The organism is Streptomyces sp. NPDC021020, assembly GCF_044333285.1.
Lineage (GTDB): Bacteria > Actinomycetota > Actinomycetes > Streptomycetales > Streptomycetaceae > Actinacidiphila.
This window is the reverse complement of the sequence record NZ_JBIRQQ010000009.1, coordinates 213,635-233,621: the sequence shown is the minus strand read 5'-3', so window position 1 is coordinate 233,621 and position 19,987 is coordinate 213,635. Positions and strand designations below refer to the sequence as shown.

The following is a 19,987-nucleotide window of genomic DNA, read 5'->3' as shown; positions in this document are numbered from 1 at the left end:
CCGCCGGTCAGCTCGCGGGTCCCGCGGTGATCGTGCCGCCCGCCACCGTGACGTGGACGGCGGGCAGTGGCCTGGTCGCCGGTCCCTGGACCACGGCCCCGGACTCGGCGTCGAACTGGCTGCCGTGGCAGGGGCAGGACACCGTGGTGCCCTGCACCTGGTCGACCACGCAGCCCTGGTGGGTGCACACCGCGCTGAACGCCTTGAAGGTGCCCGGCTGCGGCTGCGAGACCACCACCTTGTCCTCGCGGTAGAGCTTGGCGCCGCCGACCGGCACGTCGCCGGACGGGCCGAGCGCCACCGGTGCGGTGGGCCCGGACGCCGAGCCGGTCTTGCCGCCGCACGCGGCCAGGCCGATCCCGGCCGCGCCGGCGGCCCCGGCGAGGGCTGCCCCGCGCAGGACCGTCCGGCGGCAGGGCGGCAGTTGCTCGGTGCTCATCAGGCCTTGGCCGCCTTCTTGCGGGGCGCCGCGGTCTTCCTGGCCGCGGTCTTGGCGGCGGTGGCCTTGGCCGCGGTGGTCTTGGCAGCGGCGCTCTTGGCCGCGGCGCGCTTCCTGGGCTGGGGCACCGCCGCGTCGCTGACCCGGTCGGCGCCCAGCACGTCCCGCAGGAACTTGCCGGTGTGGCTGGCCGGGACGGCGGCGACCTGCTCGGGGGTGCCCTCGGCGATGACCAGGCCGCCGCCGCTGCCGCCCTCGGGGCCCATGTCGATGACCCAGTCGGCCGTCTTGATGACGTCGAGGTTGTGCTCGATGACGACCACCGAGTTGCCCTTGTCGACGAGGCCGGAGAGCACCTTGATGAGCTTGCTGATGTCCTCGAAGTGCAGACCGGTGGTCGGCTCGTCCAGGACGTAGACCGTACGGCCGGTGGAGCGCTTCTGCAGCTCGGAGGCCAGCTTGACGCGCTGCGCCTCGCCGCCGGACAGCGTCGGCGCGGACTGGCCGAGCCGGACGTAGCCGAGGCCGACGTCGTTGAGGGTGCGCAGGTGGCGGGCGATCGCGGGCACCGCCTCGAAGAAGTCCATCGCCTCCTCGATGGGCATGTCCAGCACCTCGGCGATGGACTTGCCCTTGTAGTGCACCTCCAGGGTCTCCCGGTTGTAGCGCGCGCCGTGGCAGACCTCGCACGGCACGTACACGTCCGGCAGGAAGTTCATCTCGATCTTGATGGTGCCGTCGCCCGCGCAGTTCTCGCAGCGGCCGCCCTTGACGTTGAAGGAGAAGCGGCCCGGCAGATAGCCGCGCACCTTCGCCTCCATCGTCTCCGCGAACAGCCGCCTGACGTGGTCGAACACCCCGGTGTACGTCGCCGGGTTGGACCGCGGGGTGCGGCCGATGGGCGACTGGTCGACGTGCACGACCTTGTCCACCTGGTCGTCGCCGTCGACCCGGGTGTGCCGGCCGGGGACGCTGCGCGCGCCGTTCAGCTCGCGCGCCAGGTGGGTGTAGAGGATGTCGTTGACCAGCGTGGACTTGCCGGAGCCGGACACGCCCGTGACGGCGGTGAGGACGCCGAGCGGGAAGGACACGTCGATGTCCTGGAGGTTGTGCTCGCGCGCGCCGTGCACCGTCAGCTGCCGCTTGCGGTCGATCGGGCGGCGCACGTCGGGCGTGGGGATGACCCGCTTGCCCGCCAGGTACTGCCCGGTCAGCGACTCGTCGTTGCCCAGCAGCTCCTTGAGGGAGCCGGAGTGGACGACCTTGCCGCCGTGCTCGCCGGCGCCGGGGCCGATGTCGACGACCCAGTCGGCGGTCTTGATGGTGTCCTCGTCGTGCTCCACCACGATCAGCGTGTTGCCCAGGTCGCGCAGCCGGACCAGGGTCTCGATCAGCCGGTGGTTGTCGCGCTGGTGCAGGCCGATGGACGGCTCGTCCAGCACGTAGAGCACACCGACCAGACCGGAGCCGATCTGGGTGGCGAGCCGGATGCGCTGCGCCTCGCCGCCGGACAGGGTGCCGGCCGCGCGGTTGAGCGAGAGGTAGTCCAGGCCCACGTCGACCAGGAAGCGCAGCCGCTCGTTGACCTCCTTGAGCACCCGCTCGGCGATCTTGCGGTCGCGGGCGTCGAGCTTCATCGCGCCGAGGAAATCCGCGCAGTCGCTGATCGACATGGACGAGACGTCGGCGATGGACCTGTCCTGCACCGTGACGGCCAGCACGATCGGCTTGAGCCGGCTGCCCTCGCAGGTCGGGCAGGGCACCTCGCGCATGTAGCCCTCGAAGCGCTCGCGGCTGGAGTCGCTCTCGGAGTCCTGGTGGCGGCGCTTGACGAAGGGGATGGCGCCCTCGAAATGCGCGTTGTAGGCGCGCTCGCGGCCGTACCGGTTCTTGTACGCGACGCGGATCTCGGACTTGTGGCCGTGCAGCAGCGCCTTCTTGGCCCGCGCGGGCAGCCCGGCGAACGGGATGTCGGTGCGGAAGCCCAGCTCGGACGCCAGGCCGTCGACCAGGCGCTCGAAGTAGCCCTTGGACATGCCGCCGGTCCACGGCGCGATGGCGCCTTCCTGGAGCGTCTTCTGGTCGTCGGGGACGACCAGCTCGGGGTCGACCTCCATACGGGAGCCGATGCCGGTGCAGTCGGGGCAGGCGCCGAAGGGCGAGTTGAAGGAGAAGGAGCGCGGCTCCAGCTCTTCGAAGGACAGGTCGTCGTACGGGCAGTACAGGTGCTCGGAGAACATCCGCTCACGCTGCGGGTCGTCCTCCGGCAGGTCGACGAAGTCCAGGATGACCATGCCGCCGGACAGGCCGAGGGCGGTCTCGACGGAGTCGGTGAGCCGGCGCTTGGCGGAGTCCTTGACCGTGAGGCGGTCGACGACCACCTCGATGGTGTGCTTCTCCTGCTTCTTCAGCTTCGGCGGGTCGGTCAGCTGGACGGTCGCGCCGTCCACCCGGGCCCGGCTGTAGCCCTTGGTCTGCAGATCGCCGAAGAGGTCGACGAACTCGCCCTTGCGCTCGCGCACCAGCGGGGAGAGCACCTGGAAGCGGCTGCCCTCCTCCAGCTCCAGCACCTTGTCGACGATCGCCTGCGGCGACTGCCGGGAGATCGGGCGCCCGCACTCGGGGCAGTGCGGCTTGCCGATGCGGGCGAAGAGCAGCCGGAGGTAGTCGTAGACCTCGGTGATGGTGCCGACGGTCGAGCGCGGGTTGCGGGACGTCGACTTCTGGTCGATCGAGACGGCCGGCGACAGCCCCTCGATGAAGTCGACGTCCGGCTTGTCCATCTGGCCGAGGAACTGCCGGGCGTAGGAGGACAGTGACTCCACGTAGCGGCGCTGGCCCTCGGCGAAGATCGTGTCGAAGGCGAGCGAGGACTTGCCGGAGCCGGACAGCCCGGTGAACACGATGAGCGAGTCCCGGGGCAGCTCCAGCGAGACGTTCTTCAGGTTGTGCTCGCGAGCGCCACGGACGATGAGTCGATCGGCCACGCCAGTGCGCACCTTTCCTAGAAACGGGGGGAGAGTCGTCACCCCCCAGTCAGCCTAAACGGGGAGCCCGCGGCATTTCTTCCTGTCGCGGAGGTTGCGACACACCGACCATATAGCACGCGCATTCGATTTACGGGATCGTGTCGCCAGGTTCACCCGATCGTGTGGCGGGCGTCGCGGCCCCTGTCCCGGGGCATACGGAAACCTGATGCGCGTACCCCAAGCCTGCCCGACGCCACTGACAACGCCGATCCCCCGGGAGCGCCCGTGACCGTCCAACGACCCGACCCCGAGCACGATGCGGCCGAGGCGGCCGAGGCCACCGCCGACCTGCTCGACACCGCCGCCGGGCTGTCGGCGGCGGATCTCGCGGAGCCCTCGCTGCTGCCCGGCTGGACCCGCGGCCACGTCCTGGCCCACGTCGCCCGCAACGCCGACGCGCTGACGAACCTGCTGACCTGGGCCCGGACGGGCGAGGAGACCCCGATGTACGCCGACGCGGCCGCCCGCGACCGCGACATCGAGGCAGGCGCCGCCAGGAGCCCCGAGGAGCAGCTCGCCGACCTGCGCGCGTCGGCGGACCGCTTCACCGCGTCGGCCGCCGGGCTGCCCCCGACGGGCTGGGCGGCGCAGGTCGCGATGCGCTCGGGCCGGGTCGTCGCGGCGGCCGAGGTCCCCTGGCGGCGGCTGATCGAGGTGCGGCTGCACCACGTCGACCTGGCCGCGGGACACGGCACGCAGGACCTGCCCGCCGCCTTCGCCGACCGCATGCTGGCCTGGGTCGTCGACGGGCTCGCGGCGCACGAGGGCGTGGCGGCGGTACGGCTGCGCGACACGGGATCCGGCACCGTGTGGGACCTGGGCGCCGCCGAGGAGCCCGAGGTGACGGCGGCGGGCCCGGCCCACGCGCTGCTGGCGTGGGTCAGCGGGCGCGGCGGCGGCGACGGGCTCGACGTGGACCCCGCCGGACACGCCCTGCCGGCCTTGCCCCCGCTAGGCTGACGCCATGGCCTACAGCGGACAGGTGACGGTGGGCGGACCCGCCGACGCACACGAACTGACCGACCTCATCATCAGCAAGGTCGCGGTCGGTGCGATGGAGAACAACGCATATCTGCTGCGCTGCCGGGCGACCGGCGAGCAGCTGCTGATCGACGCGGCCGCGGAGCCCGCGACGCTGCTGGAGCTGGTCGGCGACGACGGGCTCGTCTCGGTGGTGACCACCCACCGGCACCAGGACCACTGGCAGGCGCTGCGCGAGGTCCAGGCCGCGACGGGCGCGCGTACGTACGCGGGCCGGGAGGACGCGGACGGCATCCCGGTCCCGACCGACGTGCTCGTGGACGACGGCGACACGGTGACGGTCGGCCGGATCACGCTGACCGCCCGCCACATCGTGGGGCACACCCCGGGCAGCATCGCGCTGGTCTACGACGACCCGCACGGCCACCCGCACGTCTTCACCGGCGACTGCCTCTTCCCCGGCGGCGTCGGCAACACCTTCGGTGACGCGGTGGCCTTCACCTCGCTGCTCGACGACGTGACGGAGAAGGTCTTCGGCGCGCTGCCGGACGAGACGTGGGTCTACCCGGGCCACGGCAACGACACCACGCTGGGCGCCGAGCGCCCCCATCTGGCGGAGTGGCGCGAACGCGGCTGGTGAGGCCCCCGGGTCAGCGGCGGCGGCGCATGCGCTCGCCCACCTCGCCCTGGTCGGTCTCCCACCAGGGCCGGGTCATCTCGGGCACGGCCGGGGGCGCGGCGGGCACCGGAGCGGCCGGAGCGGGGGCGGCCGGCGCCGCTCCGGTGGCGGCGGCGGGGGCCGCCGCGGCGAGGGCCTCGCGGTCGAGGCGGGCGTCCAGCTCGGCGGTCCTGAGGCGTTCGGCGCGCCACCACTCCAGGAAGACCAGCAGGATGAAGGGGAGCCCGACGAGTTCGGCCAGCGTCAGCATCAGCCCGCCGCCGAGCATCTGGTCGTGCTCCAGGCTGGGCCCCCAGGTGCGCGGGTGGGCGGTGTACCAGTGGCCGGCGATCAGGCTGCCGCTGGTCATCACGACGATGCCGGGCACCGAGTCGAAGAGCCCGTCGAGGAAGACCAGCGCGGCCCGTACCGGGTGCGAGCACCAGCGGGGCAGCAGTTCCTGACGGCTGAGCATGGGCAGCACGAAGAGGCTGCCGGTGAGCAGCAGTTGCAGGTGCATGAGCTGCCGGACCGCCGGGTTGCCCAGCGCGGTGGCGAAGTACGGCGTGAAGTAGATGGTCAGCTCGGAGGCGAGCACCAGCAGCGAGCTGACCAGCGGGTAGGTGAGCACCCGCACCGGCCGGGAGGAGAAGGCCCGGTGCAGCCGCCCGCGCGGGTCGGCGAGGCCGAGCGGGTCGCCGAGCGCGAGGCCCAGCGGCGCGAAGAGGTCCAGCAGGATGTTCTGGACGGCCGCGGGCCAGAAGAGCACCCGGTCGTAGACGGCCAGCGAGGACATCGTCGCGACGACGAGGGTGCCCAGCCCCAGGACGTAGAAGGCGGCGGTCCGCCACAGCGGCCACCGCTCCCCCGCGCGCAGCCGGCGGCGTACCCCGTAGGCGTAGCCGGCGCCGAGCAGCAGGACGACGGCCAGCGCGATGCCGTCGAGCTGCCAGGCGTCCAGATACCGCGCCCCGGTCAACTCCGGGAGCGCCTGGGAATTCGCCACATCCGCACCTTTCCGCCGTCCGCTACGGGGTCACGGTAGACCCCGGCGGACGGCGGGCGGTGCGCAGGGCGGCTCTCAGACGTCTATCCGCCGGTCGGGGGCGGCGGCGGGCGTGTCGCCGTCCTCCCCCTGCTGCCCGGCCTGCGCGGCGGCTTCGCGGGCGGTGCGCCGCGAGGCCAGCAGGCTGGTGGCGGTGGTCACGGCCAGGACGCCGACGATGACGGCCAGCGAGACCGGCACCGAGATCTCCGGGACGTGCACGCCCTGTTCGTGCAGCGCGTGCAGCAGCAGCTTGACGCCGATGAAGCCGAGGATCACCGACAGCCCGTAGGACAGGTGGACCAGCTTCTTGAGCAGCCCGCCGATCAGGAAGTACAGCTGCCGCAGGCCCATCAGCGCGAAGGCGTTGGCGGTGAAGACGATGTAGGGGTCCTGGGTGAGGCCGAAGATCGCCGGGATCGAGTCCAGGGCGAAGAGCACGTCGGTGGTGCCGATCGCGAGCATCACCACGAGCATCGGGGTGATCAGCCGCCTGCCGCCCTCGGTGACCACGAGCCGGGTGCCGTGGTAGCGGTCGGTCGCGGGGACGCGCTTCTCGACCGCCTTCAGCAGCCGGTTCTCCTCGTACTCGTCCTCCCCCGCGTCCGGTCCGGTGCCGGCGCCGGAGCCGGATCCGGCGCGGGCCTCGGCGATCAGCTTCCACGCCGTCCAGATCAGGAAGGCGCCGAAGAGGAAGAAGATCCACGAGAAGCTCGCCACGAGCGTGGCACCGGCGGCGATGAAGCCCGCGCGCAGCACCAGCGCTATCAGCACACCGATCAGCAGCACCCGCTGCTGGTAGCGCGAGGGCACCGCGAACTTGCCCATGATCAGGACGAAGACGAAGAGGTTGTCGACGCTGAGCGACTTCTCGGTGATGTATCCGGCGAAGAACTCCCCGGCCGGCTGCCCGCCGCCGAGGAGCAGCAGGCCGAGGCCGAAGAGTCCGGCGAGGACCACCCAGACGGCGGTCCACAGGCCCGCCTCGCGGATGGTCACGTCATGGGGTTTGCGGCCGATCAGGAAGTCCGCGCCGATGAGCGCGCACAGGCCGGCGATGGTCAGCACCCAGAGGGCGAGGGAGACGTCCACAGGTCCTCCGACGGGATGGGTTGCCGGGCTTCGTGGCATCCGTAGCGTCCGGGGACGCCGCGGCCACCACGAAGAGCGGCACGTCAAAGAACCGTACAGGAATACCCAAGGAATGGTAAATAGATTACCAAGTGCCCAGGTCAGGGGCCATACGCCGGGCGAGCCGCGGCAACCCTCCCGAGCACGTCCGTGAGCACCCGGCTGCCCGGCGGCACCATCGCGGGCTCGTACGTCCAGGCGTGCCCCACCCACGGGTCGCACAGGTGGTCACTGGGCAGCGGGGTCAACCGCAGCAGCGCCCGCCACATCGGGTCGAGCACCGGGCCGTACGCCGACGCGTCCTCCCGGTCGGCCACCACCAGCAGGTGCACCCCGGCCGACGGGCCCTCGTCCGCGAGGTAGCGCAGCTGGTTGACCGACCGGTCGTCGAAGCCGTACGGGAATTCGTTGACGATCAGCAGCTGCTCCGCGGTGTCGAAGCCGGGCGGCAGCTCGTCGACGACCCCGCCCCTGCGGGCCATCTGGATCAGGTCGACCCGCTCGGTCAGCCGGGTCAGCAGCCCGCTCACCCCGGCGATGCCCGCGGCGGGCGGCGGCAGCACCAGCGCCCCGCCCGCGTACAGCGGGGCGAAGGCGACGGCGCCCGAGCCGGCCGGGTCCAGGGCGTGCACGGCGAAGCTGCCGACCGGGTGCGAGGCGAGCAGCCGGGCCGCGATCGACACCGCGGTGTCCATCGCCGCCCGCCGGTTCTCCGCGCTGTCGATCCACAGCCCCCGCTCCAGCGGCAGCCGGGACAGCAGCGGGATGCGCAGATCCGGCACCTCGGGCAGGCTCAGGCTGCCCAGCCGCACCGCGAGCGGCAGCCGGTCGGGCACCCGGTAGGCGTGCCAGGCCGGATTCTCCCAGCCGGCGAACTCCGGCGGCAGCGCCGGATCGACGACCTCGACCTCGGCCGCGAGCTGCGCGAGATCCCGGTCCAGCACCTCCCTGGCCTGGTCGACCAGCGCGGCCTGCCGGGCCTGCGCCTCCTCGCGGGCCGCGTCGGCCGCCGGGCCGCCGCGGGTGCGCGGGTCGGCCAGCAGCCGGTCGAGCTCCTGCTCCAGGCGGGACTGCGCGAAGTCGGCGGCGCTGCGGTAGGCGGCCACCGACCGCGCCAGGTCCTCGAACATGCCCCAGACCTGGTTGTAGAGCCGCTCCTCCATCGAGCGCCCCGGTGCGTCCCCGGCCACCGGCACATGCGGAGCGTTGGCGGGCGGGGGCGGCGGCGTCTGGCCGCCGGCCCGCGGCTGCGGCACCGGCCCCGCGGCGGGGGCCGCGGCCGGCCGGGGCGGCGCGGCGGGCGGCTGCTGCTGCTGCGCGGCGCGGCGCCGCGGGTGGCTGTAGTCGACCCTCCCACCGGAGGAGCCGGAGGACGCGGCAGGCCCGGACGCGCCGGACGCGCCGGACGCCGCCGCAGGCCCGGCGGGCCCGGAAGCGCCTGGCGCCCCGGACGTACCGCGCGGCGCGGCCGTACCGCCGCGCGGCCCGGCGGCGGGCGGCGGGGCGACGGAGCGGGCCTGCTCGCGGTCCACCGCGGTGTGGATGGCGCCCGCGACACCCGCCGCGTCCGGCACCCCCTGGTCCAGGAAGAGTGCGGGCAGCCCGCCCTGGTAGCCCTGGCCGACGGCCCGGACCTTCCACGCCGCCTGCCGCCGGTACAGCTCGACGGCCAGCAGCGCGGTCTCCGGGCCGAGCCCGGTGATGCTGAAGCCGGCGATGGCGGTGCCGTCCGGCCGGGTGACCGCGAGCCGCGGTGCGGGCGTGGCGCCGAAGTCGGCGGGCGCGCCCGGACGGGCGGCGGCGCCGGGCAGCGCGAGAAGGACGTGCACCACCTGCACGGACGGCGGCATCGCGCCGAGGTCGACCGCGAGGCGGTGGTCCGCGGCCGCCTGCCGCGGCACCTCGACGCCCTCCAGATGGGGCTCGCCGGGGTGGGCGAGCCAGGGCCGGTCGGCGATGACGCGCCCGGCCTCGTCCCCGAGCGTGACGGCGGCCACCACCGGTGTGCCTGCCGTGACCCGGATCTCCAGCCGGTTGTCGGGCAGCGGATGGTTCTGCCCGCGGACCAGTTCGGCCGTCATGACCGCCGCCCCCGTCTTCCTGTGTAGTGAACTGCCCCGGCCCGCAGGCCGCAGACACTGGACCTCGTCCTCGCCGCCGGCCCCCCGGCCGGCCTGTGCGGTACGCCCGGGCCGCCTCGCGCGGGGCCCGGACGTGCCGTCAGAGCGAGGGAAGGATGGCCGGGATGAGGTCCTGGAACGTACGCCCGTTGGCCGGGTTGCCGATCGCGGTCATCGACCAGCCGCCCTGCCCGCGCTGCACCTTCGCCATGATCTGCGCGGTGTACGGGCCGCCGCCGGTCAGCGTGTAGCGGGCCAGCTCCTGCCCGTTGGTCTCGTCCACCAGCCGGCAGAACGCGTTCTGCACCTCGGCGAAGGTCTGGCCGGTGAAGGAGTTGACGGTGAAGACGATCTGGTCGACGTGCACCGGCACGCGCGCCAGGTCGACGATGATCGACTCGTCGTCGCCGCCCTGCCCCGCGCCGCCGACCAGGTTGTCACCGGTGTGCCGGACCGAACCGTCGTCGCTGATCAGGTGGCGGAAGAACACCACGTCGACCGGCTGCTTGTCGGCGAAGAGCACCGCGGAGGCGTCGAGGTCGATCTCCCGGGTGCGGCTCCCGAACAGCCCGCGACGCGGCGCCGCCTGCCAGCCCAGCCCCATCCTGACCGCCGTCAACGAGCCCCCGTCGGACTTGCTCAGGCTGATCTTCTGGCCCTTGGTCATGTTGACCGTCACGGTCTTGCCCCTCTCACCCGTCACCTGACTGTGCGGTTGTTGCCCCGCACCCTAACAAGACGCCGCCCGACCGTGTCCCGGTTCGTCCGAGCCCTCCCGGCACGGCGATTCCCACCCCACTCAGGCCATTCCGGCATCCCGCATCTGCCGCAACTCCTTCTTCAGATCGCCCAGTTCGTCCCGGATCCGGGCGGCGACCTCGAACTGCAGCTCAGCGGCGGCGGTGTGCATCTGGTCGGTCAGCTGGGAGATGAGGTCCGCGAGCTCCTCGGCGGGCAGCGCGCCCTTGGTGTGCTTCTCGCCGCCCTTGCCGCCCGACAGGCCCGGCACCGGCGCCTTGCCGCGCGAGCGCTGCCGCCCGGAGCCCAGCAGCTCCTCGGTGTCGGCGTCCTCCCGCGCGAAGGAGTCGAGGATGCCGGCGATCTTCTTGCGCAGCGGCTGCGGGTCCACCCCGCGCTCGGTGTTGTACGCGATCTGCTTGGCGCGGCGGCGGTTGGTCTCGTCGATCGCCCGTTCCATGCCCGGCGTGATGCGGTCGGCGTACATGTGCACCTGGCCGGACACGTTGCGCGCCGCGCGGCCGATGGTCTGGATCAGGGAGGTGCCGGACCGCAGGAATCCCTCCTTGTCGGCGTCCAGGATCGCCACCAGGGAGACCTCGGGAAGATCCAGGCCCTCGCGCAGCAGGTTGATGCCGACCAGCACGTCGTACTCGCCGGCCCGCAGCTCCTGGAGCAGCTCGACGCGGCGCAGCGTGTCGATGTCGCTGTGCAGGTAGCGCACCTGGATGCCCAGCTCCAGCAGGTAGTCCGTGAGGTCCTCGGACATCTTCTTGGTCAGCGTGGTGACCAGCACGCGCTCGTCGCGCTCGGTGCGCAGCCGGATCTCGTGGACCAGGTCGTCGATCTGGCCCTCGGTGGGCTTGACGATGACCTCGGGGTCGACCAGGCCGGTCGGGCGGATGATCTGCTCGACCACGCCCTCCTTGGCGCGGGACATCTCGTACGTGCCCGGGGTCGCCGACAGGTAGACGGTCTGGCCGACCCGCTCCAGGAACTCTTCCCACTTCAGCGGGCGGTTGTCCAGCGCGGACGGCAGCCGGAAGCCGTGGTCGACCAGGGTGCGCTTGCGCGACGCGTCGCCCTCGTACATCGCGCCGATCTGCGGCACGGTGACGTGCGACTCGTCGATGACCAGGAGGAAATCCTCCGGGAAGTAGTCGATGAGGGTGTCGGGGGCGCTGCCCTGCTCACGGCCGTCGATGTGCCGCGAGTAGTTCTCGATGCCGGAGCAGGTGCCGATCTGCCGCATCATCTCGATGTCGTACGTGGTGCGCATCCGCAGCCGCTGGGCCTCCAGCAGCTTGCCCTGCTTCTCCATCTGCGCGAGCTGCCCCTCCAGCTCCTTCTCGATGCCGGCGATGGCGCGCTCCATGCGCTCGGGACCGGCCACGTAGTGGGTGGCGGGGAAGACGTAGATCTCCTGGTCCTCGGTGATCACCTCGCCGGTGAGCGGGTGCAGGGTGTAGAGGGCCTCGATCTCGTCGCCGAACATCTCGATCCGCACCGCGAGCTGCTCGTAGACCGGGAAGATCTCGACGGTGTCGCCGCGCACCCGGAAAGTGCCGCGGGTGAACGCCAGGTCGTTGCGCGTGTACTGCACGTCGACGAAGCGGCGCAGCAGCTGGTCGCGGTCCACCACGTCCCCGACGCGCAGCCGCACCATGCGGTCGACGTACTCCTGCGGGGTGCCGAGGCCGTAGATGCAGGACACCGAGGCGACCACCACGACGTCCCGCCGGGTCAGCAGGGAGCTGGTCGCGGAGTGCCGGAGCCTTTCGACCTCCTCGTTGATCGAGGAGTCCTTCTCGATGTAGGTGTCCGTCTGCGGGACGTAGGCCTCGGGCTGGTAGTAGTCGTAGTAGGAGACGAAATACTCGACCGCGTTGTTCGGCAGCAGCTCGCGGAACTCGTTCGCGAGCTGGGCCGCGAGGGTCTTGTTCGGCGCCATCACCAGGGTGGGGCGCTGGAGCCGCTCGATCATCCAGGCAGTCGTGGCGGACTTGCCCGTGCCCGTCGCGCCGAGGAGCACCACGTCCTGCTCGCCGGCCCGGATCCGGCGCTCCAGGGCGTCGATGGCCGCCGGCTGGTCGCCGCTGGGCTGGTAGGGGCTGACGACCTCGAAGGGCGCCACACTGCGTTCGATGTCTGAAACGGGCCGCATGGATCCACCGTACGACCCCCCACCGACAATCGGCCGCGGACGCGGAGCGCAGCCCTCCGGCGGCCCGGGCCGGACTGTCGTACCCCGCCCCTAGTCTTGGCGGCATGACAAGCGCTGCGTGGACGGTGTACGACGCCCCGATCGGGCCGCTGCTGCTCATGGCCACCGGGGAGGGCCTGGTCCTGGTGGTCTTCCGGGCCGACGAGGGGACGGCCGCGCGGGCCGTCGCGGCGGCCGGGCGGCGGCTCGGCTGCGAGCCCGTGGAGGACGCGGAGCGGCTCGCGCCCGTCGTCGCGCAGCTCGACGACTACTTCGCCGGGCGGCGCACCGGCTTCGACCTGCCACTGGACTGGTCGCTGGTCACCGGCTTCCAGCGGCGGGTGCTGCGCGAGCTGGCCACCGGGGTGCCGTACGGCGCGGTGGTCGGCTACGGGGAGCTGGCCGACCGGGTCGGCGAGCCGGACGCGGCCCGCGCGGTGGGCACCGCGATGGGGGCCAACCCGCTGCCCGTCGTCGTGCCCTGCCACCGGGTGGTGGAGAGCGACGGCGGCATAGGCGGCTTCGGCGGCGGTCTGGAGATCAAGCGCTCGCTGCTGGCCCTGGAGGGCGTCCTGCCCGCGCCGCTGTTCTGACGCCTGCCCCGGAGCCCCGGACGGGGGCCTACTGGACGCGTCCGGGGGCCCGCAGCTCCGGGGCCTGGCGGAGGATCTCCAGCTCCAGGTGCTGGAGCGCGGGGCTCGGCGAGATGCCCAGGTCCTCCACCATGCGCTGCTGGTGGGCCCGCAGCACCGACAGTGCGTCGGCCTGCCGCCCGGCGCGGTAGAGGGCGAGGCTCAGCAGCTCGCAGCCGTACTCGCGCAAGGGGTGGCCCTGCGTGAAGGCCACCAGCTCGGGCACCGCCAGCTCGTGGTTGCCGACCGCGATCAGGGTCGCGCAACGGCCCTCGACCATCGACAGCCGCAGCTCCTCCAGCCGTACGGCCTCGGGCGTGACGGGCGCGGCGGTGGCGACCTCCGCGTAGGCGTCGCCCCGCCACAGCGCGAGGCCCGCCTCGAACTGCCGCAGCGCCCGCTGCGGGTCGCCGCGGTCCAGGGCCTGCCAGCCGGCGGTGGCGCACTCCCCGAAACGGTGGGCGTCGACCTCGACGGCCCGGCTGTCGAGCAGGTAGCTGCGCCCGCGGGTGCACAGCACGGTGGCGGGGGTGCGCGGCGCGCGGTGCGGTTCCAGGGCGCGGCGCAGGTTGGCGATGTACGCGTGCAGCGAGGTGATCGCCGACTGCGGCGGGCGGCCCGACCACAGCGACTCCACCATGACGTCGACCGAGACGGGCTGGCCCACCTGGCTCACCAGCAGGGCGAGGGCGGCGCGCTGCTTGGGCGCGCCCAGGTCCACCCAGCGGCCGCCGACGGCCGCCTCGATGGGGCCGAGCACCAGGAATCCGACCTTGCCGGCGGCTCCGGCCGCTGGCCCCGCGCCGAACGCGCCGGACAGTCCGGACAGGGGGGACGGGGCCGGTATCCCGGACGGGCCGGGCAGCCCCGGCCCACCGCGCGTATCGGCCGGACCGGCCGGACCCGCCGCGCCGGACATGCCGGGGAAGGCGGGCCCACCGGGCACACCGGGCCGGCCGGGCTCGCCAGGCTTGCCGGGAAACGTTTCCGCAGGGTCCGCGCCCCCGCCGCCGGAGCCCGCCGCCGTGTCCGCGACCGTGCCCGCCGCCGTACCGCAGCCCGCGGCGCCCCCGCGCCCGTCCCGCTGCCGCGGCAGCATGTCCAGCTCCAGCGCCTTGCTGACGTAGCTCTTCAGCGTCTCGTTGGCGCGGCGCAGCTCCTGGACCTCGCGTTCGAGTTCCGCGATGCGCCGCGCGCTGCCCGCGGTCGCGTCGGTGACCGCGGTGCCGCTGCGGATCTCTCCGTCCATCGTCTCTGCACGCATGGATTCAGCCCCCGTAAGTCCGTGTCCGGGCATGCCCCGGACTGCGCATGCGGATGCCCCCGCCGCGGGGCCCGGCGGCGCCGTGGGGCGCGCGCCGGGACCCGGGGCGGGGGGTGTCGCTCACCGGCCGCTGAGCGAGGGAACCTGGCCGGCGTCGCCCTCGGCGGGCTGGGCGTCGTCGCGGCGGTGGAAGAGCGCGCTGGGCCACCACATCCACCGGCCGGTGTCCAGGGTGAGCGCGGTGACCAGCACCGAGCGGACCACGATGGTGTCCAGCAGCACCCCGAAGGCCACCGTGAAGCCCAGCTCGGCGGCGAAGACCATGGGCAGCGAGCCCATCGCCCCGAAGGTGCCGGCCAGCACCACACCGGCCGAGGTGATGACGCCGCCGGTGGTGGACAGGGCGCTCAGCGCGGCCTTGCGGGTGCCCAGTCTTCCGGCGTCCTCGCGGATGCGGGTGACGAGGAAGATGTTGTAGTCGATGCCGAGCGCCACCAGGAACACGAACGCCAGCAGCGGGAAGGACGCGTCCGCCCCGGCGAAGTGGAAGAGGTGGTTGAACACCAGGCTGCTCACGCCGAGGGTCGCGCCGAACGACAGCAGCACGGTGGCCATCAGCAGCAGCGGCGCGACGATCGAGCGCAGCAGGGCGCACAGGATGAGCAGCACCACGGCGAGCACGAGCGGGATGACGACCTTGTCGTCGCGGGTCGCGGCGTCCTCGGTGTCCACCATGATCGCGGTGCTGCCGCCGACCTGCGCGTCCGCGCCGTCGAGCCGGTGCACCGCGGTACGTATCCGGTCCAGGGTGTCCAGCGCCGCGTCGCTGCTCGCCTCGTCCTTCAGCTGGGCGAGCACCACCGCCTGGTCGCCCTTGGCGATCGGGTCGGCGACCTGGGCGACCCCGGGCACCGCGCCGACCGCCTCCTTGACCCGGTCGGCCGCGGCGGCGTCGGCGGCGATGTAGACGGGGTCGCCGTCGCCCGCCGGGAAGTGCTCGGCGCGCAACTGCTCGCCCACGGCCATCTGCGGCTTGTTCGTGAACTGGTCCTTGTTGGCGAGGCCGGAGGCCTTGAGCCCGAAGACACCGGCGCACAGCGCGAGGAGCACCACGACCGTTCCCGTCCACACCAGCCGCGGGCGGACGGAGATGCGCGCGCCGATCCGGGTCCAGACGCCGTCCTTGTGCACCGCCTCGACGCCGTAGGCGGGCTTCTTCGGCCAGAAGACCCAGCGCCCGCACGCGACCAGCAGCGCGGGCATGAGGGTGATCATGGCGAGCAGCCCCACCGCGACGCTGATGGCGCAGGCCGGGCCCATGCCGGCGGTGGAGTTGAGCCGGGCGAGCATCAGCAGCAGCAGGCTGATGGAGACGGTCGCGGCGCTCGCGACGATCGCCGGTCCGGAGCGGTAGAGCGCCTCGGCCATGGCCTTGTGCCGGTCCTCCTCGCGGGTCAGCTCCTCCCGGTAGCGGGAGATGAGCAGCAGCGCGTAGTCGGTGCCCGCGCCGAAGATGAGCACCACGAGGATGAAGCTGGTCTGTTTGTTGATGACCAGTCCGGCGTGCTGGGCGAGCAGGTAGATGAGGCCTTCGGCCGCGACCAGGGCCACGCCGACGGTGATCAGCGGCAGCAGCGGCAGCCAGGGGCTGCGGTAGGTGAGCAGCAGGATCGCGACGACGACGAGCGCGGTGATGGTGGTGAGCACGCCGCTGCCGCCGAAGGCCTTGATGGAGTCGGCGCCGTAGCCGACGGGTCCGGCGACGTGGAAGCCGAGGCCGGCGGGATTCTTGTCGCCGATGTCGCTCATCGAGTCGACGACCTTGCCCAGGCCGTCCCAGCCGGACTTGTCCTTGTGGACCTGGACGACGGTCTGGATGGCCTTGCCGTCGGCGGACTTCACCGGCTCCTGGGCCGGGCCCTCCACGTTGTGGATGTGCTGGAAGGCCTGGACGTCGGCCTTCGCCTTGGCCATGTCGGCGTCGGTGACCCCGTCCGCGCGGTCGTAGATGACGATCGCGGGGACGGCGTCGGCGGGCATGATCTTCTCCACCCGGGCGACGACCGCGGTGGACTCCGCGTTGCCGGGCAGCCAGGCCGAGTTGTCGTTCTGCTCGGCGTCGGAGAGCTTGCCGGCCAGCATCATCGCGGGAACCAGCAGGACGACCCAGATGGCGATGACCACCCACTTGCCCACCCTTCCGCTGGGCAAGGCGGCCAGTTTTCGCATCATGCCGGTTCCTCCGTGTTCTGTGGGGCGTCGGATTTCTCAGGGTGCCGGGCGTCCCTGATCACATGTCAGGATCCCGGACGGGGCTCGGCCCGTCACCGCACTCCCTGAAGCTCGCTCAGGGGATCCAGTACCCGTGCGCGGAAGTGCCCATAGGCGAGCAGCACCGGAATGTCGGTGAGGAGCGGGAAGTGGTACGCGAAGGGGCGGGGGCCGACCATGTCGGGCGGACCGGCGTAGCCGCCGTCGGCCTGCTGCCGTTCCAGCAGCCAGCGCATGCCGCGGCCGACCGGCCGCGGGTCGTCGGCGTAGCACAGGGTGATGAGGCCGTAGGCGGTGCTGATGTCGTCGCTGGGGTCGCCGGGCTGCATGCCCCAGCCGCCGTCGGCGTTCTGCGTCGCGCGGACGGTCTGCTCGATACGCGCGGCCATCGCGGCGGCGCGGATGTCGTCGGGCCCCGCGGTGCAGGCGGCGAGGCGGACCCGGAAGAGGCTGTGCAGGCGGCTGCGGCTCCAGCCGGGCTCGAAGCCGCCGTCGGCGTCCTGGATGCCGGCGAGGAAGGCCAGCGCCCTGGTGCGGGCCGCCTCGGTCGCGGGGTGCGGGGAGAGCGCGCAGACCGCGGCGGCGGTCATGCACGGCTCGGAGGAGGCGCCGGCGACGTACGTCGGGAAGCCGCCGTCGGCGCCCTGGACGGCGAGCAGCGCGTCCACGCCGCGGCGGATCGCGTCGGCGTGCGTGACAGGGTCGACGGCCTGGAGGAATTCCAGCGCGCACGACGTGTCGTCGACGTCGTTCTGCGCGACGATCGGGGACATCGACCAGCCGTCGGTGAGGGTGCTGCCGCGCGAGAGCGTGGCGTGCGCGGCGCCGCCCTGGTGGGCGGCGAGCATGGCGGCCATCCGGCGCAGCAGGACGGGGTCGGCGCCGGCCGCGTGCAGGGCGAGGCCGCCGGTGGAGGTGCACCAGTTGTGCATCTCCAGCACGAACGGGAAGCCGCCGTCGGGGCGCTGGTGGCGCAGCAGGGTGTCCAGGCCGCGCCGCACGGTCTCCTCGTGGCCGGGCACCCCGGCGAGCGCGTTGAGCACCAGCAGGTGCATGAGGGCGTAGCCCTCCCACACCGCGGCGCCGGGGTCGGTGGCCAGCAGGGTCTCCAGGGCGGCCTCGGTGGAGCGGTCGTGCACGCCCATGGCGCCGGCGATGATCAGCGTGATGGAGGCCTGCTGCACCGCGGCCCAGGAGTGCAGCGGGTCGGTGGGGACCGCGCCGCCGCCGGGGAGTTCGGCGTCGGCGGGCAGCGGGCAGCCGAGCACGGAGAGCACGGCGTAGACCATGAGGCGGCGGCGCACCGAGATGAAGCCGGGGGCGGCGGCCAGGACGCCGGCCGCGAGGGTGTCGACGAGGGTGCTGTCGCCGTCGGCCTCCTGGCCGGCGGCGCGGGCGACGGCGAGCGAGGCGAGCACCGTCTCCAGCCGGTCCGGCGAATCCCGGTGCGCGCGCAGGTAGCCGAGCAGGCGGTCGCGGGCGGGCGAGGTGTGGCCGGTGCGGGTCATGAGGGAGAGTGCGAGGGCCGACTCCAGCACTCTGCTCTCGCAGTGCTCGCGTATCGCGCCGTCGGCGTCGGTCCTGGCGCTGATGTGCGCGATGAGCCGGGCGGCGGCCCGGCGCACCTCGTCCGCGTCGATCCCGTCCGGCAGTTGCAGCGGGGCCGGGCGCGCGAGGTCGGCAATCTTCATGGAGTGCTCCTGTCTGGGCCGGACCGAGCCGGGGTGGGGTGGGCGGAGGACGGAGGAAGGGCCCGGCCCCGCCGGAGGGGTCCTCCGTGGCGGAGCCGGGACCGGGTCAACGCACGCTCTGCGCGAAGCGGAAGACCTGGTGGGGGTCGTACTTCCGCTTGACCCTCGCCAGCCGGGAGTAGTTCTCGGCGTAGTAGGAGCGCTGCCAGTCGGGCAGCCGCGGGTCGATGAAGTTCTGGTACGTCTCGCCCGTCGAGTACGGGTCGATGGTCGCGAAGCCGTCGTCGACGAAGGTGTACGCGGCGGCCTCGGCCTCCGCGGAGACCGGCGCGACGGCGTCGGAGGTGAGGTAGCTGACCGAGAAGAGCGCGTCGCGGTGGACGTACGCGGTGGCGTCGCGGGCCACGGTGTTGGCCTTGCCGCCCAGCGCGGAGATCTGCAGCTGGCGCATCTGGCCGGCGTAGCGGTGGTCGTCGAAGGCGGCCAGGGCCTTGGCCCAGCCGTCGCGCGGCATGTCGCCCTTCTCGAACAGCCGGCTGCGCCAGGCGCCGAAGGCCGGGCGCTGGATCTGCCCGCCGCCGGTGTCGGCGCGGTGGCACTGCTGCACGGTCAGTTCGGTGCAGGAGTAGAGCTGCATGAGCACCGACCGGTAGGGGGCGGTGAACTGCTGCCGGAAGACGGTGGGGGTGCCGACGAGCGAGACGAGCCGGGCGATCTCGGCGTCGAAGGCGGCGCTGGTGTCGACCGAGGCGAGGAAGACCGAGGCGGTCGGCACGGTGCCGGGGCCGGCGTCGGTGAGGGTGACGTTGACGCCGCTGCCGATCGTCCAGGGCGCGTCGGGCAGCCACTTGGCCCAGCCGTCGAGCATGTCGAGCGCCTGGTCGAAGGTCCACACCAGGTTGATCGCGGCCACGTCGGTGAGCGGCGAGGGCGTGACGTCGTAGCCGGTCACGATGCCGAAGTTGCCGCCGCCACCGCCGCGCAGCGCCCAGAAGAGGTCGGAGTTGCAGTGCGGGGAGGCGGTGACGGTGCGGCCGTCGGCCAGCACGACCTGCGCGGAGTTCACCTTGTCGGCGGCGATGCCGATGCTGCGGGTGAACAGGCCCATGCCGCCGCCCTGGAAGAACCCGCCCGCGGCGACGGTGGGGCAGTAGCCGCCGGAGATGCCGAGGCCCTTGGGGGCGAGGGTGTCCATGATGTCGACGAGCTGGGCGCCGGGGCCGATGTGCACCGAGTCCTTGCCGAGCGCGACGGTGTTGAGGCCGGCGACGTCGATGACCAGTCCGGGCGTGGTGGAGTAGCCGCCCGCGCTGTGGCCGCCGCTGCGGGCGGCGACGGGGATGCCGTTGGTCTCGGCGAAGGACAGGCACGCGGCGACGTCGGCGGCCGAGACGCAGTACGCGACGGCCTGCGGGCTGGTGGCGTCGAACTGGACCTGGTAGAGCTGCTTGGCGCGCTGGTAGTCGGCGTCGGTGGGGAGCACGAGGTGCCCGCGCAGCCGGTCGGAGAGCCGGCTCCACGGCGTGCCGCCGTGCCGGGTGCGGGGCTTGCCCTGGGAGTGCGCCTGGGCCTGGGTGGCGCCGGCGACGGCCGTGGCGGCCACCGCGGCACCGCCGGTGCCGGCGAGGAACGATCGTCTGTTGATCATGGTGCTTCTTCCGTGGTCGTGAAGCGTGGTCATGAAGCGCCGCCGGGCGTACGGCTGGGGCGCGCGGCCCGGGACACGGCGCGGTGCGGGCCCGGCAGGACGCCCGCGGGGGCGTCCTGCCGGGCCGTGCGGCGCGG

Annotated in this window: 14 protein-coding genes; 3 read left to right on the top strand and 11 right to left on the bottom strand. The window is 72.9% G+C overall.

Features of this window, described 5'->3' with window-relative positions; genetic code table 11:
- Positions 1 to 7: 7 nt before the first annotated feature.
- Together ACH4SL_RS27040 and uvrA are read right to left on the bottom strand one after the other, a co-directional pair.
- Positions 8 to 439: a Rieske (2Fe-2S) protein gene (locus ACH4SL_RS27040; protein WP_398450041.1), complete on the bottom strand. Its 432-nt coding sequence runs from the start codon at positions 437 to 439 to the stop codon at positions 8 to 10.
- Positions 439 to 3,426 (bottom strand): excinuclease ABC subunit UvrA, encoded by a 2,988-nt coding sequence (gene uvrA, locus ACH4SL_RS27035; protein ID WP_398450039.1) that lies wholly within the window; start codon positions 3,424 to 3,426, stop codon positions 439 to 441. The genes ACH4SL_RS27040 and uvrA overlap by 1 nt, the downstream gene beginning before the upstream one ends.
- Before the next feature lie 267 nt (positions 3,427 to 3,693).
- Between uvrA and ACH4SL_RS27030 the strand changes: the two genes are divergently transcribed.
- Positions 3,694 to 4,428, top strand: coding sequence for a maleylpyruvate isomerase family mycothiol-dependent enzyme (locus ACH4SL_RS27030; RefSeq protein WP_398450037.1), 735 nt, complete (start codon positions 3,694 to 3,696; stop codon positions 4,426 to 4,428).
- Positions 4,429 to 4,432: 4 nt separating this feature from the next.
- A complete protein-coding gene (locus tag ACH4SL_RS27025) occupies positions 4,433 to 5,089 on the top strand; it encodes an MBL fold metallo-hydrolase (protein ID WP_398450035.1) in 657 nt (218 codons plus the stop codon).
- A gap of 10 nt (positions 5,090 to 5,099) precedes the next feature.
- Here ACH4SL_RS27025 and ACH4SL_RS27020 read toward each other — a convergent pair whose 3' ends face one another.
- From ACH4SL_RS27020 to uvrB, 5 genes are all read right to left on the bottom strand, one after another.
- Entirely contained in the window at positions 5,100 to 6,113 is a 1,014-nt protein-coding gene (locus ACH4SL_RS27020; RefSeq protein WP_398450033.1) for a cytochrome c oxidase assembly protein, read from the bottom strand.
- 75 nt (positions 6,114 to 6,188) lie between these two features.
- Positions 6,189 to 7,244, bottom strand: a complete 1,056-nt coding sequence (locus ACH4SL_RS27015; RefSeq protein WP_398450031.1) for a TerC family protein — start codon at positions 7,242 to 7,244, stop codon at positions 6,189 to 6,191.
- 140 nt (positions 7,245 to 7,384) lie between these two features.
- Positions 7,385 to 9,364 carry a TerD family protein gene (locus tag ACH4SL_RS27010; protein ID WP_398450029.1) on the bottom strand — a complete coding sequence of 660 codons (1,980 nt, stop codon included), beginning with the start codon at positions 9,362 to 9,364 and terminating at the stop codon, positions 7,385 to 7,387.
- 139 nt (positions 9,365 to 9,503) lie between these two features.
- Positions 9,504 to 10,082 carry a TerD family protein gene (locus tag ACH4SL_RS27005; protein ID WP_398450336.1) on the bottom strand — a complete coding sequence of 193 codons (579 nt, stop codon included), beginning with the start codon at positions 10,080 to 10,082 and terminating at the stop codon, positions 9,504 to 9,506.
- 120 nt (positions 10,083 to 10,202) lie between these two features.
- A complete protein-coding gene (gene uvrB / locus ACH4SL_RS27000; RefSeq protein WP_398450027.1) occupies positions 10,203 to 12,305 on the bottom strand; it encodes an excinuclease ABC subunit UvrB in 2,103 nt (700 codons plus the stop codon).
- 104 nt (positions 12,306 to 12,409) lie between these two features.
- Here uvrB and ACH4SL_RS26995 point away from each other — a divergent pair, with 104 nt between their 5' ends.
- Positions 12,410 to 12,937, top strand: a complete 528-nt coding sequence (locus ACH4SL_RS26995; protein WP_398450025.1) for a methylated-DNA--[protein]-cysteine S-methyltransferase — start codon at positions 12,410 to 12,412, stop codon at positions 12,935 to 12,937.
- 28 nt (positions 12,938 to 12,965) lie between these two features.
- Here the strand turns inward: ACH4SL_RS26995 and ACH4SL_RS26990 are convergent, their stop codons facing one another.
- The 4 genes from ACH4SL_RS26990 to ACH4SL_RS26975 form a co-directional block, all read right to left on the bottom strand.
- Entirely contained in the window at positions 12,966 to 14,240 is a 1,275-nt protein-coding gene (locus tag ACH4SL_RS26990; protein ID WP_398450023.1) for a BTAD domain-containing putative transcriptional regulator, read from the bottom strand.
- A 120-nt stretch (positions 14,241 to 14,360) separates the two neighbouring features.
- Complete coding sequence (locus tag ACH4SL_RS26985; protein ID WP_398450021.1) at positions 14,361 to 16,451, bottom strand: MMPL family transporter; 2,091 nt, start codon at positions 16,449 to 16,451, stop codon at positions 14,361 to 14,363.
- A 113-nt stretch (positions 16,452 to 16,564) separates the two neighbouring features.
- Positions 16,565 to 18,202 carry a prenyltransferase/squalene oxidase repeat-containing protein gene (locus ACH4SL_RS26980; RefSeq protein WP_398450019.1) on the bottom strand — a complete coding sequence of 546 codons (1,638 nt, stop codon included), beginning with the start codon at positions 18,200 to 18,202 and terminating at the stop codon, positions 16,565 to 16,567.
- Positions 18,203 to 18,308: 106 nt separating this feature from the next.
- A complete protein-coding gene (locus ACH4SL_RS26975) occupies positions 18,309 to 19,850 on the bottom strand; it encodes an FAD-binding oxidoreductase (RefSeq protein ID WP_398450017.1) in 1,542 nt (513 codons plus the stop codon).
- Between the last annotated feature and the right edge of the window lie 137 nt (positions 19,851 to 19,987).